This window comes from Roseovarius marisflavi (genome assembly GCF_900142625.1).
GTDB classification, from domain to species: Bacteria; Pseudomonadota; Alphaproteobacteria; order Rhodobacterales; family Rhodobacteraceae; genus Roseovarius; species Roseovarius marisflavi.
The window spans coordinates 110,512-126,558 of record NZ_FRBN01000004.1; the positions used below are offsets into that span (position 1 = coordinate 110,512).

The window sequence follows — 16,047 nt, forward strand, 5'->3', positions numbered from 1 at the left end:
TGCGACGGGGCAAAAGGAAAGGCCCGCGTCAAAGGCCGAGCACGGCAGCGAAAAGCGCGATATAGGTCACTTGATGCGCGCCCTGATCCAGCCCCAGATAACGCCAAAAGGCGGTTTGGCCTGCATCGAGGTCGCGTCGCCTGACCGCGCGGGCCTTGGCCCAGTCAATGTGGTAATGCACGGTGGCCTCGGCGAGGGAGAGCATGAGCGCCGCCCCGGCTGGCACCCCGGCCCAGATCAGGATCGGCGCCGAAAGCGCGCCATGCACCCCCGCATGCACAAGCCCGCCGGGGTGGCCATAACGGCCCTTGTTGGCCAGCATCCAATCGGTTTGCCAGAGGTAATCGCCGATGAAATGCTTGATCTGAAAGAGGACCAGAACAGCGATCATCTCAGGGTTCGTGATCATCAAAGCCCCCCTTTCGCGCAGTGGACAGGCGTTGATTGGCGGCGACAAGCTTGGCGCGGGTATCGCGCGACATGGCGTTTTCCACCAGTAGGCGCAGATCTCTGTAGCGCCGGATAAGGCGGTTCAGTGCGCCGCCGGTGATGGTGAACAGGCGCGCGGGCCGGGCCAGGGGTTTTGGCATGGGGCCAAAGACCTGTGTGATCAGCGCCTTGTCTTCGGGTGAAAACCGCAGGCCGCTGTTAAGCCAGATCAGCCGGGCAAGCCCGCCGAGACTTATCGCGATCCAGAACACCTGAATAAGGGCCGAGGACAGGTTGAAGGCCGCGCTCAGGCTTATGAGCACAAAAGAGGCCGCAAGCAGGTTGAGCAGCGCGTAGATATAGTTGCTGCCGCGGATCACCCCGGCCTGAAGCGCCACCCCCAGATGACCGGACCAGTCGAAGACCCAGGGTGGCAGAGTGGATAACATCTTGGGCAATATCCCTTTCTTATCGGCCAAGGGCCTTAGTCACGGGGCAATCCCATGCTGACGAGGGCTTCAAGCTGCGGGGCGACACCGGCCACGAGCGCGGGCCATTTGGGAAAGTGAAACGCGTGCTGAATGGTGTGCAGCGTCAGGTTTGGCCGCACCGCCAGAGCGTTTTCGAGAGCGCGGCGCGCCGCCACCTCATCGTCGCGTTTAAGCGCGGTCACCGCGACGGCGATATGTACAAAGGTTTCCGCGCCCGGCAGGCGCGCGGCGGGATCAAGATAATGGCGCACGTTCTCGCCCAGTTCCATATCGCGCAGCCAGATCGACATCACCAGCATCCAGTGAAATGACCAGGCCAGCGGGTCTTGCGGGCTAAGGCGCACCGCCTCAAGGCCGGCGGCTTCCATCTCGTAGGTGTCGGGCTCTGGCTGAAAGAGGTTGATAAAAGTCTGGACGCTATAGACGAGGGCGTCATTGTCATTGAGTGCCTTGGCACGGGCAAGCGCATCGCGGGCATCCGCCTCGCGGCCCTGAATGGTCATGAGCTGGGCCAGAGTGGCATGGCCAAGTTCAAGACGGTCGTCAAGTTGCACCGCGAGGGTGGCATGCTTCATGCCCTCTGCCACATCTTTCTGGGGATCGGTGCTTCGGCCGGAATAGACCCGAACCGCATGCACCCGCCCCAACAGGGCATGTGGAAGCGCATAGGTGTCATCGGCCTCGGCGGCGGCCTTGAACAGGCCGTAGGCGTTGCGAAAGCTGCCGACGGTGCGCATGTCGATCTCGGCCAGACCCTTTTGGCACAACTCCCAGGCCGACAGGCTATCGGTGGGTTTGCTGCGCGAGATGTTGCGCTCATGCGCGCCGATCTCGGGCGTGAGGCCGGTGACAAGACAGCGGGTGATGTCATCCTGAAGCTCGAAGATATCTTCGATGTCGCGGTCATATCTGTCCGACCAGATTTGCTGGCCGGTGGCGGCCTCGATCAGTTGCGCCGAAACCCGCAGGCGTTGCCCGGCGCGACGCACCGCGCCCTTGACCACATAGCGTGCGCCGGTGTCCCGGGCGATCTGGCGCACGTCATGGGCGCGGTCCTTGTAGACAAAGCTTGACCCGCGCGCGATCACGAAGAGCGAGCGAAAGCGCGACAGCGCGTTGATCACGTCTTCGGCAATGCCATCGGCCAGAAACCCGTCCTCGATCGAGGGTGACATATTGTCAAACGGCAGCACGATCACCGACGGGCGGTCGCTACGGCGTTGTTCCTGGCCGGGGCTGTCGCCCTCGACGCCGGTGCTGACCTGCCAGACCTCGACCGGGGTCGGGATGTTGCGGACGTATTGCATGCCCTGCCCGGTGATGGTGAGGGTCTGGTCATTGATCAGCATATCCCGCACGCTGCGCGACACGCAGATCCCGCCCGGCGGCGACAGGGTTTCAAGGCGCGCGGCAATATTGACGACATCGCCAAGCACGTCGTCGCCATCAACCAGAACGCTGCCGTGATTGATGCCGACGCGAAAGCGGATGCGGGTATCTTCAGGGCGGTCGGCCTCATGGGCGGCCACGGCGCGTTGCACGGCGGTCGAGGCGCGAATGGCGGCGCCGGGTTGGGGGAACTCGACCAAAAGGCCATCGCCCATGGTCTTGACCACGCGCCCGCCCTCGGCGGTGACGGCGGGATCGATGACAGTGTGGCGCAGATCGTGCAGGCGCGCGAAAACTTCTTCTTCGGCATGCGCAACCAGGCGCGAGAACCCCACCACGTCAGCGGCAACAATTGTGGTTGCTTTTCGTTCCATCGTTTTCACAGGGTTCTCCCTTGCCTGTTCATGCTGGCATGCTCTGCCCGCGACCCCCAAATCGCGGGCGGGCATCGTTATGTCACCTGGCCAACCGCTCCCCGATCAATACCCGTAACATGAGCATTCAGGGTGATATCTAGTGTCGGCGCCATCTGTGTCCAGATATCGAGCCAGCCCTTTGACAGAACCGTGACTGCCGGTTTGTCGCTAAAGATCATGCCAAGTGTGAGCGGCAGCGATATCCAGATCAATCCATAATAGGCCGGGATCTGTTTCAACGGCCCATAGCCTTGGACGGAATAGGCATATTCAAGCATGCCGGTCAGCAACAGAAGATCGTTTTTCTCAAGGAAATCGTAGAAGCTGTCGTATTGCAGCAACGCGGTCGGCGGGCTGAGCGGCATCGGCAGGGTCAGCCCGCGATAAAGCGCCAAAAGGGCATCATATTCCAAGAGCTTGAGCAGCATCTCAAGCTTGAGTTTGTCCGGATCAAACCCATCCAGCCATTTGGCGGGCTCGGCAAAGGGTTGATTGGCCTCGTAATAGCCCTTGAGCAGCGTATATTCGGTATAATCAATCAGCGGCTCTGTCATCGGAACGCCGTCAAACTGACCAGCGGTGGTCATGCCGCGGATGGTTTTGCCTTTGGGGTCATCATGGCTGGGGGTCAGGAACATGCCCTCGCGGATGTTGTCCACCATGAAGTCGCAGGCGGCAAAATGATTGGCCATGGCATCATAGGCTGGCGAAAGATAACAGGTGCCCAGCTCGCAGGCGGTCTGACCGCCGTTCGGCGAGGGTGTGTCATAGGTGACGGTATGCGTCTTGCCGCCAAAGCGGCCAGTGCTCTCAAGGATTTCGACATTGGTATAGCACAGCTCTTTCAGGCGGTGCGCAAACATCATCCCCGACGGACCCGCCCCCAGCACGATGATCGAAGCGTCCTTGTGATCGGGCAGAGACCAGCCAAGCCGACCCTGATTTTCAATCAGCATGCCGCCATATTGCCAGCATTGCAGGACCGATTCAAAACAGGTCGAGCCATGCACGTAGATCGTGTTGTTCTTGCCTTGAAGGTCCAGGTAATCCCATGGCCCGCCCGCAAGCAGCCCGGCATTGTCGAAGTGATCGAAATAGGGCGTGCGCAGATCAACCGGCAGGCTGGCGGAATCGGTAACGATCTCGTAATCGGGATAGGGCCACCAAGACAGTGTTGGCAGCGTGGCATTCAGGTTGTCCAGAAACTGTTGCTCGGTCATCGGCGTGGTTTCGGGACCCTCTAGTTGATAGACGGTGACAAGGTTCTCGGCCATGCCATTGGCGGTTTCCAGCGAGAATTGCTTGGCCGTTTCATTGCGATATCCACTGACATTGCCGGCCATGTCCGAAATTTCCTGCGGCGACAGGATGATGCCGAATTCCGGCGCGGGGCTTGGCACCTTTACCTTCAGCAAAGTGGTGTGGAAGGTGTAGTTCTTGAACTTTGAAAACAGGTCCAGTTCGGTCTGCGTATAGTCGCAGGTGCCGATCAGGTTGCGCGGCTCGCAGGCCACGACCAGAAGGTCGCAGGTTTTGGTCACCGGCGCGCCGCCGTCGATGGAAACGGTAAGGGAAACAGGATTGCTTGTGGCTGAATTTTTCAAAATGAAACTCCTTCAGTGGTCGTCTAATATCTGTTTAAAACCGCTTGAAACAAAACGAATTGAGATTTCAGGTCTCAACACACCAATGGCGCGAGCCATCAATAGGTTAACCATAACATAGCCTAAAAGTGTATTCAGCAAATAACTGAAAGGTTTTGGGTGATTAGCGGCGCGTCAGCAACGCGTTTGTCTGGGTGACTTTAAGCGCAACCGAGCGCGCCAGAAGCCGCCATAAAAGCGCGGCAAGATCGCGGTCTTCGCGTTCAAGCCGGGCGATCGTATCGGCCGATAGCTGGTAAACGCGGGCGGTGGTCTCGCAGATCACATTTGCATTGCGCGGGGTGTCAAGCAGGCTTGCCAATTCGCCCACCACCGCGCCGGGGCCCATCGAGCGCACCCGGATCGCGGGGCCGCCGCGTTGTGGCAGCAATACTGCCAAGCGGCCCGAGGCGAGAAAATAGATATCCGCCTGGCTGTCGTCGGCGGCAATCAGGGTGTCGCCGGGGTTGAGATCAAGCACCGTCATCTGATCCATCAGATCGGACAGCCGGGGATGATCACGGCCCATCTGGCGCAGCAGCCCTGCGAAATCGGGGGTTTCGCCGGGGGTTTCGCCGGGGGTGTCAAGCTTGGTCAAAAGCGCGGTTTCACAAGCCTCAAGCGCTGCGTCAAGCGACGGCCAGAGCCGAAATCCGCCGGGCGTCACATCCTCTGCGGTCTCGGCAATCGGCAGGCCCCAGCGGGTAAAGACCGCCAGCAAGGCGGGCGACAGGCCGGTCAGATGGGTGGCGATGTTCTGGGCCTGCATCAGGTTCCCGAGCTTTTCAAGCGCGGCGCAGGCCGAGCTGTCAAAGGTGTTCACGGCGCTGAAATCAAGGATCACCGCGCGCGGGCTCTGGTGTGCATCGGGGCTGTGGCGCAGGGTGTCGATAAGTTGCTCGACCGAGCCGAAAAACAAGGCACCCTGCAATTGCAACACGCGGATCGCGCCACCGTTTTCGGCCAGATAGACGTTTTCGGCGGCATTGCGGTCCAGGGTGCTGCGATGGGTGCGCGCATCGCCGCTTTGGCGGATCACTGGCAGGCGCATATACCCGAAGGTAAAGCCAAGCACCGCAAGCCCGAGGCCAACCCCGACAGCAGGCAGGATGCCAAAGCCGATGGTAACCGCGACGATCCCCGCAACAATCAGCCAATCCACCGTCACAAGCCGGTGGCGCGCTGCGATCAGCCAATCCTCGATCATCGCAAAGCCAATGAACATCAACAGGCCCGCCGCAACAAAGGTCGGAACGGCGGCCACGATCCATTCGGCGAAAACACAGGCGACCAGAAGGACCGCCACATGCCCGAACACGAGGCCGCCACCATGCACGCCAAGCCGCGCGGCAATGATCGACGCCCCGCCCTGAAGATAGCTTGTTATCCCGCCCATGGCGCCGATCACGATATTGCCAAGGCCAGTCACCCGTAATTCGCGGTTCTCATCGGCATCCTGTCGCGTGGCCAGTTCCACCCCCGAGGTATTGAGCAACACGCCGATCAGGTTGAGCAGGATCACGGCGGCAAAGGTCGGCACGATGGTAAGCAACAGTGGCCAGTCGACCAGCCGGATCATCCATAATCCGGGGCCAAGCCCGCCGCCTTCGCCCAGATGCGGCAAAAGGCCAAGCGCGGTCGCCTCTGCCCGGCTTAGTCCGAGCCAGGACAAGGCCGCGTAAAATCCGGCCAGAAACAACAGGATGATCACCAGAACCGGTGTCGATCCCTGCCAGATGCGCAGCGCGCCGATCAAGGCAAGTGCCATGGCAATGGCCGGCAGGACACCCCACAGACCCTCGGGTGTGGCAAGGCTTGCGGCGATGGCACCATAGCCCTGCGCGCCTGTCAGGATCGACAGGGCCGCCATGACAAGCAGCACCCCCGAAGAGGCCAGAAATCCCGCCGCCACCGGATAGGGAAACATCCGCAAGAGCCGCCCCAGACCAAGCCGCCCGACAAGCCAAAACGCCAGCCCCGACAGCAAAGCCGAGGCACCGATTGCGGCGATGGCGGTGGCGACCTGTGCTTCGGGGGGGCCGCTTGCGGCGGCGGCGATAAGCGCAACTGCGGGGGCGAGAATCGCAACGGTGGTATCTTGCGTGATGCCAAGCGCGATGCGAAACCCGCCAAAGCGAAACAGCACAAGCGTGATAAGTGCGGTCGAGAACAAGAAGATCGCCGTCGCCAGCCCAAGCCCCGCCGCCAACCCGCCGGCAAAGAAAACCGTCGCCAGGGCAAGGCAATGACCAGCGGCATCAATCCCGAGGATTGCGCCGACAAGGGCGGATTGCACGGGGCCTGTCTGGGGCGCGGGCTTGACCCTGACCATCTGGAAAATCCTGTTGTGGGCAAAGGGAAAATCGTGATCCTGTGGCCTTAAGCCCTAGTGTCAATTCGGCGAGCTGACAAGCCGCAGGCTAGCTTCGGTCAGACATCCGGCTTGAGAGCAGATCACCGGATTCCGTCAGGATCGGATAGGCGACCATCGAGAACGAGGTGTTGACCTGTTTAAGGGCGCGCAACGTCTCTTGATGGATATTGCTGGTCTCGATGCTTTCGGTCAGCCCCTCGCGCAGGCGCCCCAGATGCAGGCGCTGAAGCTTTTGTTCAAGCGCGCGAATGCTGTCCTTTTCGGCGACAAGTTCGCGCGCATCATCAGGATTTTGCGTCATCATCACGCTGAGCGCCAGTTGCGCATTGGCCAGCACCCGGTCGTGAAAATCACAGATTTCATCCCAGCCGGATTGCGAAAAGTTCACGCCCTCGGTGTGCAACCGCCGAGCAAGGGTCAGCATCTTGCGCGCGATCATGTCGCCTGCGGCCTCAAGATTGGCGGCAATCGTCGCAAGGTCCATCGAGCGGCGGCTGTTGTCTTCGTCAAGCCCGCTGCGGTGAAGTTGCGCAAGATAAAGCTTGGTGTCAAAATGGCGTTTGCGCAGGGTCTTTTCATTGGTGGTAATCGCCTCGGCGCTCGCATCATCCCAGCTGGTGTAAAGCGTCGGTATCGTGCGCAACATGGCCTCGACCGTCTCGCCGATGCGCATCACCTCGCGCGCAGCGCAGGATAGCGCGCGGTCGGGATCTGTTAGCGCGGCCGGATCAAGAGCGGTGAAATGATCATGCGCGGCGGGGGCGGCCGGGGCCGCCAACAAGGTCGAGGCCATGCGCGCGGCGAGCCCGGCAAAAGGCAGCATCACGATCAAAAGCGCAAAGTTAAAGGCAATATGCAGGTGGATCGCCTGCGCCGCAGGGGTGGCCCCAAGCCAGTCAAGCGGCGGTTGAAACATGCGGAAGACCACCAGCGTCAGGGCCGCACCGCCACCGCGCAGCACCAGATTGGCGATGATCATGCGGCGCGCCACGATCGGGGCGGCGAGGGTCAGCACGAAGGCGATGAACGCGCCGCCAAGGTTGGCCCCGAGGATAAGCGCCACCGCCGCCGACAAGGGCAGCACGCCCTGCATGACCAGCGTCACGAACAGCAGAACCGCCGCCACGCTGGAATGCACCACCCAGGCAAACAGCGCGCCGATGACAAAGGCGGTCAGGGTATCGCGCCCGAGGTATTGCATCGCCATGATCGCGCCGGTGCTGTCGGTCAGCGGCGCCGTGGCCGCGCGCAGCATGTCGAGCGACACGAATATAAGCGCCAGCCCGATCAGGATGCGCCCGCCCTGGCGCACGCGTTTCTGATTGCCGCGCAGGAACATGGCAACCCCGACAAGCAGAAGGATCGGTACAAGCCATGTCTGGCGCACCAGCAACAGTTTCGCCACCAGAGCCGAACCAAGATCGGCCCCAAGCAGGATCGCAAGCCCCGCAGCAACCGCAATCCCGCCAGTGGCGACGAAATTGGCGGTCAGGATCGCCACCGCGGTCGAGCTTTGCAAAGCCATTGCCGAGGCGGTGCCGGTCAGGGCAGCCCAAAGTCGGCTCTTGCCCGAGCGGCGCAACCAAAGCCGCAATTGGACGGAAAAGGCGCGCTCTACCCCGGTGCGCACCAGGCGCACCGCCCAGATCAACAGGGCAGCTGCGCCTGCGATATGCAGAAAAAACAAGGTCAGGTTGGGTGTTTCCAAGGGGATTGATCCAAGTCTTTTGAAAGGATGCGGCCCGGTGCCCGAGGCCAGCGATAAACAGGTGCTTTGAAATCCGTCCCGCCCGTCATACAGTATTTAGCCCTGACGCATTCGGGCGAAAGTCGGCGGGAAAGCTGCTGCAGATTGCCGCACTGGTCAGGGCGATGCAAGGGCCGACTTGGCCGATGAAATTATAAAGCACAGGGCCCGCGTATCTAGCGATAGGTGCGCTCTTCCATCGGGGTCTCCTCGATGCGGTGCAGCAGGCGATCCAACAGCCATTTTTCCGCCCGGTTCAGTACCGCGCGCGGATTCCAGACAACATGCACGTCAATCGGCGCGGTCTGATCATAGGGCGGCAATTGCCAGAGCTGGCCATCGCGCACATCGCGCGCCGCCACATGAAGCGGCAGCGGCCCGACGCCAAGCCCGGCAATGATCAGGCGACGGACCTCTTCGAGGTGGCTTGAGGTGGCGATAATCTTGTCGCCAAGCTCGGCCTGCGCGCGCATCAGTGTCACGGGTTTGAGAGCATCCTGAAGCCGGTCGGTGCCAAAGCTGACCGCCGAATGCCCGGCAAGATCGGCGCGGGTGAGGTGCTTGCGCCCGAACAAGGGGTGCGGCGGGCCGCAGAACAGGCCGAAATATTCCCGGAACAGGCGCTTGTATTCAAGCTTGGAATTGCGCTGATGCACAAGGCAGATCGCGAACGAGGCCGAGCGCGCGGTGACCGTTTCAACCGCGAGGGCTGAGGTGTAAACGTCGATCGAAAGCGTCGCGCGCGGGTTCTCGGCATGAAATTCCGCCAGCACCTGATTAAAAAGCGGGCAGATGACATGGCTGGCCAGGGACAGGCGCACATGCCCGGTTACCTCGTCGGTCATGTCGCGCATCAGGGTTGACAGCCGCAGGATAGAGCCCTGGATATCCACCGCCTCGCGATAGAGAACCTGCCCCGCATCGGTCAGTTGAAAGTGCCCCGGACTGCGGTCAATAAGCTTTTTGCCAACCCTGTTTTCCAGCCTTTTCAAGGCGGTAGAAACCGATGGTTGGGTCAGCCGGAGCCGGGTTGCGGCATCGGTGACAGAGCGCGCCTGCGCCAGCACCACGAAGGTACGCAACAGGTTCCAGTCCATCTCGCGCATGATGCGTTCGGGGCTATTTTGGTCATCCATTGATTTCATCTATTGTCAGAATTGTCATTATCTATTGGATTTATGCTTGCCCGGTTTGCATCCTGATCGCAACCCCGCATCCGCGGTGTCAAAACACTAGGGAACCGTATGTCAGTCGAAGCCAGAGAGGCAAGACAACCTTGGATTTTGCTGTCACCCGCGCTTGGCGCGGTGGCGCTTTTGCTGTTTGTGCCGCTGCTGTTCATCGTGGTCTATTCGTTCTGGCTCCGGACCTCGACAGGGGCGGATCAGGTCGGGTTTTACCTTGAGAACTGGCAAGAAGTTCTGAGCGACGCGTTTTACCGCGACATCCTGTTGAACACGCTCAGGATCGCCGCGATCACCACGGTTGTCTGTGCCTTGATGGGCTATCCGGCGGCCTATTTCATTGCCCGCTCCAGCGGCAACAAGGCGATTTTGCTTTTGCTTCTGATGCTGCCTTTCTGGATCAGCTATATCATCCGCACAATGAGCTGGATCAACATCCTTGGCGTGTCGGGGGCGTTCAACACCTTCATGCTCTGGATCGGCATCATAGATGAGCCCCTTCAGATGCTCTATAACCAGACCACGGTGATCCTTGGTTTGGTGCATTTCCTGCTGCCCTTCATGGTGCTGAATGTCTTTGTTAGCCTTGATGGCATCGACACCAATCTTGAGGATGCCGCGAATTCGCTTGGCGCCACCCGCTGGCAAGCCTTTGTGCAGGTCACCCTGCCGCTCTCGCTTCCGGGGCTGGCGGCGGGCGGGCTGCTCTGTTTCGTGCTTGGCGCAGGCACCTATATCACGCCGCTCGTGCTTGGCGGGCCGCGCGATGCGATGTTTGCCAACCTCGTGTTCGAGGCAATCATCACCCAGCTCAACTGGCCGTTAGGCAGCGCGCTTAGCCTGATGCTCTTGGCGGTGCTTGGGGCGCTTGTCCTGATCTACAACCGCTATCTTGGCATGGCGCAGCTTATGAAGGGGCTTGGCTGATGGCGGATAAAACCAACCTCGGCTGGCACCTTATTCGCGGGTGGGCGATCGCGGTTTACATCTTCATGTTCCTGCCGGTGGCCGTCGTTGTGTTGCTGAGTTTCAACGCAAGCCAGTTCGGCAGCTTTCCGATGACCGGCTTTTCGTTTCGCTGGTTCGCGGAACTGGCCCAGAACGAGGCGATCCTGCGCGCCTTTCGCACCTCGATCATCCTTGGGGCGCTGACGGCGGTGTTTTCCACCACGCTTGGCGTTTTGGCCTCGCTGGCCTTGGTGCGTTACAACGTGCCGGGGCGCAACATGATTACCACCATGCTTATCGCGCCGATCCTGGTGCCCGAGGTGGTGCTTGCGGTGGCCTTGTTGTTGTTTCTCAACTTTCTCGGCCTGCCCAAGAGCTTTCCGCTTTTGCTGGCCGGGCATGTGATCTTTACACTACCTTTTGTGATTTTGGTGGTGCAGGCGCGCCTTGTGAGCATCAAGCGCGATATCGAAGAGGCCGCGCTTAGCCTTGGCGCGAGCCCGCGCCAGACGTTTTTCGAGATTACCCTGCCGTTGATGATGCCTGCGGTGCTGGCCGGGGGGCTGTTTGCCTTCACGATAAGCTTTGATGACATCACCGGCACATTGTTCTGGAAACCCGGCGGGGTGGAAACCGTGCCGACACAGATTTTCGCCATGCTGCGCAATTCCATCAGCCCAGAGATCAACGCCTTGGGCACGGTCATGATTTTCATGACTGTGGGCCTGCCCCTGCTTGGGCTGGCGATTGCGCGCAAGGTGGCAAGCAAGGGCGGCGCCTGAGAACCGCCCGAACAGACGAAGACCCCTGTCAACAAGGAGATGAAAATGACCGATAAAATGGACAACACCACCCGGCTCGAGCGGATGCGCGAACGGTATATGAACGGCGATCTGGACCGGCGCAGCTTTCTCGGGCTGATCGGTGCGGCGGGCCTTGCTTATGGCGTGCAGACGCCATTCGCCAAATACGCCAATGCCCAGACCGTATCGCAGGTGCGCTTTGACGGCTGGGGCGGCGTTGTGTCAGAGGCGTTCCGCAAGCACGCCTTTGACCCCTATACCGCCGCGACGGGCATCAACGTGGTCGATGGCACCTTTGGCGGCCCCGACGAATACATCAGCCGCATCAAGGCAGGCCAGGAAGGCGAATACAACATCGCCCACCTGTCCGGCGTGTTCGATTATGCGCGCTATCACAACCTTGGTTTTTCCAGCGTCCTGAACGAGGACAACATCCCGAACCTGAAATACGTCATCCCCAAGCTGGTTGATGTGTTCCGCAAGGTGACGGATGGCAAGCTGTCCTGCGTGCCCTACGATTATGGCACCACCGGTCTTGCCTATAACCGCAAGTATATCTCGGACGACGAGATGAAGGAAAAAGGCGCCAAGATCCTGATCGACGAAGGTCACAAGGGCAAGATTGCCGGCTGGGGCGACTGGCGCACGCGGATCTGGTTTGCCTCACTGCAAACCGGGCAGGACCCGAACGGCGCCACCGACATGGAGGCTGTCTGGGATGCGATCCGCACGCACCGTGACCTTAGCTTGAAATACTGGGGCTCGGGCGCCGAATTGATGAGCCTGCTTGCCGAAGAGGAAATTCACGTGACCGAAGGCTGGTCCGGCCGGATTTTCGCGCTTCAGGAACAGGGCCATGACATCGGTTATATGGACCCGCCCAACGGCTATGGCTGGCAGGAATGCCTCTTCGTGATCAAGGGCAGCCCGATGGAGGCCTGCGAAGAGCTGCTGAACTTCATGCTTGATCCGGCGACCTCGATCGCGGTCGCGGAAGGCCAGAATTATCCGCCCGCGCTTGACCCGACCAAGGTTGATCTTGGCGCCAAGATTCCGACGTTGCCGGCCTTTGATCCGACCGGCACCTTGGCGAACCTGACCTTTGCCGACCCGGCCTATTGGAACGAGAACGAACAGGAATGGACCAAGACCTTTGGTCGCGTCCAAAAGGGTTACTAAGCCCGTTCGATCCTTGCCTGTCCCGGCCATTGCCGGGGCGGGCCACCACTTTCCGCCCGCCCAAGGAGGCCGCTGATGAGCGCCGTCACCCTTAAGAACATCGTCAAACGGTTTGGCGGCTTTACCGCCGTTCACCAGACCTCGCTTGAGATACCCGAAGGCGCGTTCGTGACGCTTTTGGGGCCGTCGGGCTGTGGCAAGACCACGAATTTGCGGATGATCGCGGGGCTTCTCGACCCGACCGAGGGCGAAATCCTGATTGGCGACAAGCGGGTCAATGACGTGCCGATCCACAAGCGCAACCTTGGGCTGGTGTTTCAGAACTATGCCTTGTTTCCGCATAAAACCGTGGCCGAGAATGTCGCCTTTGGCCTCAAATACCGCGACGTGCCAAGCGCGGATATCCCGGCCAAGGTCAAGGCGGCGCTTGAACTTGTTCAGCTGCCCGATGTCGGGCATCGCTATCCCAAGGAATTGTCGGGCGGTCAACAACAGCGCATCGCGCTTGCCCGCGCCATCGTGATCGAACCGGATGTCTTGTTGCTCGACGAGCCGCTTTCGGCGCTTGATGCCAACCTGCGCGAGGATATGCGCGTTGAACTCAAGCGCATTCAGGAACGTATCGGCGTGACCACCGTCTTTGTGACCCATGACCAATCCGAGGCGCTTGCGATGTCGGATTTTATCGTCGTGATGTCCGAGGGGCGCGTTGAACAGGTTGGCAAACCCGAAGAGGTCTACAACACGCCAGCCTCTGAATTTGTCGCCAATTTCCTTGGCGCGTCGAACATCTTTGACGCGAAATGCACCAGCTATGGCGGCGCTAAGGTGGGGATCGAGGCGCCGGTGTTTGGCGGCATGGATATCCCGGCCGAGAAGGCGCCCAACCTCAAATCCAAGGGCGCGGCCAAGCTTGTGGTGCGCGCCGAAAAGCTGGTCTTGTCGAGATTGAGCGCCGCAAAGGGCGTGATTTCGGTCCCCGCCCGCGTCGAAACCGTCGATTACCAGGGACAGGCCGTGCGCTATTTCGTGCGCGCGGGCGAGACCCAGTTACAGGCCATCAACATGATCGACGGGCGCCCCTTTGCCGTGGGCGACAAGGTCAACCTCCACCTTCGCCCGCAGGATTGCGCGGCGCTTCCGGGATAAGACCATGAGTGCAAAACCAAGCCACCTTTTCTATCAGGGCAGAGAGCGCAAACCGGTGCTGGATCAGGCGCGTGGCGTTTACATGTGGGATGTCGACGGCAAGCGCTATCTTGACGGCTCGTCTGGTGCGATGGTCTGTAACATCGGCCATTCCAATGAAAATGTGCTAGAGGCGATGCGCCGCCAGATGGAGAAATCGACCTTTGGCTATCGGCTTCACTTTGAAACCGAGGCCTCGGAAAAGCTGGCCTCGAAAACCGCCGCCCTGACGCCCGAGGGGTTGAACCGGGTGTTCTTTGTTTCGGGTGGGTCCGAGGCGGTGGAAAGCGCTATCAAGCTGGCCCGGCAATATGCGCTTGCCGTGGGGCAGGGCAGCCGCTGGAAAGTGATTTCGCGCAGCCCGAGCTATCATGGTTGCACTCTGGGCGCGCTTGCGATCACCGGCTATGCGCCGCTGACCAAACCGTTCGAGCCGATGATGCAGATGATGCCGAAGGTGCCCGCGCCGCGCGCCTATCTTGATGGGCTTGACCCTGATGACATCGCGACCGGGCATCATTATGCCAATATGCTTGAGGCGCAAATTCTGGCCGAAGGGCCGGAGTCGGTGCTGGCCTTTATCGTCGAGCCGGTCGGCGGCGCCTCGACCGGGGCGCTTGTACCGCCGCGCGGATATATGGAGCGCGTGCAGGAGATTTGCCGCCAATATGGCGTACTTTTCATCCTTGACGAGGTGATGACCGGTGCCGGGCGCACCGGCAAATTTCTTGCCTCAGAGCATTGGAAGCTGGAACCCGATATCATGGTTATGTCGAAGGGTTTCGCCGCCGGATACATGCCACTTGGAGGGATGGTCGCGCATGAACGTCTGGTCGAGCCGGTGCTTGACGCGGGCGGCTTTTTGCACGGATTCACCTATGCCGGCAATCCGCTGGCCTGTGCCGCCGGCCTTGCCGTGATCGACGAGATCGAGCGTCTGGGGCTTGTCAAGAATTCGGCCCTGATGGGGGACAAGCTTGTGACCCGTTTGCGCGGGCTGATGGATCGCCATGCGATCATCGGCGATGTGCGCGGCATGGGTCTTTTGACGGCGTTCGAATTCATGGCGGACCGCACCACCAAGGCACCCCTGCCGAAAGAGTTGCGCGCCTTTGACCGCTTTGTCCAGATCGCCTATGACAAGGGGCTTATCGTCTATTCGCGCCGCACCCGTGATGGTGTCGAGGGCGATCATATCCTTGTCTGCCCGCCGATGATCGTGAATGAAACGCATCTGGACGAGATCACCGAAATGCTGGATGCAGCACTTGCGCAATTCACCGCCGAAATCCGCCCCAGCCTAGACAAGATCGCGTAAGGGGCGGGGATGCGCGAGATCATCATCACCTGCGCCCTGACCGGCTCGATCCACACGCCAAGCATGTCGCCGCACCTGCCTATCACGGCGGATGAGATCACGGCAGCCGGTCTTGGCGCGGCCGAGGCGGGGGCGGCGATCCTGCACCTGCATGCGCGCGATCCCGAGACCGGCAAACCCTCTGCCGAGCCGGAGCATTTCATGGGCTTCCTGCCCCGCCTGAAACAGGCGAGTGCTGCGGTGCTCAACATCTCGACCGGCGGCAGCGCGGTGATGAGCCTTGATCAGCGACTCGCCGCGTCGAAACAGGCCGCGCCTGAAATGGCCTCGCTCAACATGGGGACGATGAATTTTGCGCTCTACCCGATGGCCGAGCGGATTTCAGAGTGGAAACACGACTGGGAAAAGCCGTTTCTTGAGGGTTCTGATGACCTTGTTTTCAAAAATACCCCGCGCGATATCGCCCGTATACTGACCGAGCTTGGCCGGGATCGTGGCGCGCGGTTTGAATTCGAATGCTATGACCTGAGCCACCTTTACATGCTGCGCCATTTTGCCGATCGCGGGCTGATCAAGGCGCCGTTTTTCATTCAGTTCGTGTTTGGTGTCTTGGGCGGCATGGGGCCGGACCCCGAGAACCTGACGCATATGGTGCGGATCGCGGACAAGCTTTTTGGCGAGGATTACATGTTCTCGGTTCTGGCGGCGGGGCGGCACCAAATGCCGCTTATTACCATGTCGGCGGCCATGGGCGGGCATGTACGTGTCGGGCTTGAGGATAGCCTGACCATCGCGCGCGGCACTCTGGCGCAAAGCAACGCCGAACAGGTCGCCAAGATCCGTGGCATTGTCGAGGCTTTGGGCCGCACCGTCGCCACCCCCGATCAGGCGCGCGCGATTCTGGGCCTCAAGGGCGCGGACAAGACGGCGATCTGAGC

General features: G+C 60.5%; 13 protein-coding genes. 6 read left to right on the top strand and 7 right to left on the bottom strand.

The annotated features are described in order from the left end of the window. Nucleotides 1-28: 28 nt before the first annotated feature. The 7 genes from BUB78_RS05845 to BUB78_RS05875 form a co-directional block, all read right to left on the bottom strand. Nucleotides 29-409, bottom strand: a complete 381-nt coding sequence (locus BUB78_RS05845) for a DUF3307 domain-containing protein (RefSeq protein WP_073195995.1) — start codon at nucleotides 407-409, stop codon at nucleotides 29-31. Then, a complete protein-coding gene (locus BUB78_RS05850) occupies nucleotides 393-878 on the bottom strand; it encodes a CBU_0592 family membrane protein (RefSeq protein WP_073195997.1) in 486 nt (161 codons plus the stop codon). Before BUB78_RS05850 ends, BUB78_RS05845 begins: the two co-directional genes overlap by 17 nt. A 35-nt stretch (nucleotides 879-913) precedes the next feature. After that, nucleotides 914-2,683 carry an adenylate/guanylate cyclase domain-containing protein gene (locus tag BUB78_RS05855; protein ID WP_245813369.1) on the bottom strand — a complete coding sequence of 590 codons (1,770 nt, stop codon included), beginning with the start codon at nucleotides 2,681-2,683 and terminating at the stop codon, nucleotides 914-916. Nucleotides 2,684-2,760: 77 nt separating this feature from the next. Then, on the bottom strand, nucleotides 2,761-4,329 hold the full coding sequence (locus BUB78_RS05860; RefSeq protein WP_073195999.1) for an NAD(P)-binding protein: 1,569 nt from the start codon (nucleotides 4,327-4,329) through the stop codon (nucleotides 2,761-2,763). Nucleotides 4,330-4,492: 163 nt separating this feature from the next. Then, nucleotides 4,493-6,700, bottom strand: coding sequence for an SLC26A/SulP transporter family protein (locus tag BUB78_RS05865; protein ID WP_073196002.1), 2,208 nt, complete (start codon nucleotides 6,698-6,700; stop codon nucleotides 4,493-4,495). Between the two features lie 88 nt (nucleotides 6,701-6,788). Beyond that, nucleotides 6,789-8,450, bottom strand: a complete 1,662-nt coding sequence (locus BUB78_RS05870; protein ID WP_170865029.1) for a Na/Pi cotransporter family protein — start codon at nucleotides 8,448-8,450, stop codon at nucleotides 6,789-6,791. A 215-nt stretch (nucleotides 8,451-8,665) separates the two neighbouring features. Further along, nucleotides 8,666-9,625, bottom strand: a complete 960-nt coding sequence (locus BUB78_RS05875; RefSeq protein ID WP_073196005.1) for a LysR family transcriptional regulator — start codon at nucleotides 9,623-9,625, stop codon at nucleotides 8,666-8,668. Nucleotides 9,626-9,733: 108 nt separating this feature from the next. Between BUB78_RS05875 and BUB78_RS05880 the strand changes: the two genes are divergently transcribed. The 6 genes from BUB78_RS05880 (at nucleotide 9,734) to kce (ending at nucleotide 16,045) form a co-directional block, all read left to right on the top strand. Then, nucleotides 9,734-10,600, top strand: coding sequence for an ABC transporter permease (locus tag BUB78_RS05880; protein ID WP_073196008.1), 867 nt, complete (start codon nucleotides 9,734-9,736; stop codon nucleotides 10,598-10,600). Further along, on the top strand, nucleotides 10,600-11,403 hold the full coding sequence (locus BUB78_RS05885) for an ABC transporter permease (RefSeq protein ID WP_073196010.1): 804 nt from the start codon (nucleotides 10,600-10,602) through the stop codon (nucleotides 11,401-11,403). Before BUB78_RS05880 ends, BUB78_RS05885 begins: the two co-directional genes overlap by 1 nt. 57 nt (nucleotides 11,404-11,460) lie before the next feature. After that, nucleotides 11,461-12,603, top strand: coding sequence for an extracellular solute-binding protein (locus BUB78_RS05890; RefSeq protein WP_073196012.1), 1,143 nt, complete (start codon nucleotides 11,461-11,463; stop codon nucleotides 12,601-12,603). 75 nt (nucleotides 12,604-12,678) lie between these two features. After that, the gene (locus tag BUB78_RS05895) at nucleotides 12,679-13,752 is read left to right on the top strand and encodes an ABC transporter ATP-binding protein (RefSeq protein WP_073196015.1); all 1,074 of its coding nucleotides are present in this window, start codon (nucleotides 12,679-12,681) and stop codon (nucleotides 13,750-13,752) included. Nucleotides 13,753-13,756: 4 nt separating this feature from the next. Then, nucleotides 13,757-15,109, top strand: coding sequence for an aminotransferase family protein (locus tag BUB78_RS05900; protein ID WP_073196017.1), 1,353 nt, complete (start codon nucleotides 13,757-13,759; stop codon nucleotides 15,107-15,109). 9 nt (nucleotides 15,110-15,118) lie between these two features. Beyond that, the gene (gene kce, locus BUB78_RS05905; RefSeq protein WP_073196019.1) at nucleotides 15,119-16,045 is read left to right on the top strand and encodes a 3,5-dioxohexanoate:acetyl-CoA acetone transferase; all 927 of its coding nucleotides are present in this window, start codon (nucleotides 15,119-15,121) and stop codon (nucleotides 16,043-16,045) included. Nucleotides 16,046-16,047 lie beyond the last annotated feature (2 nt).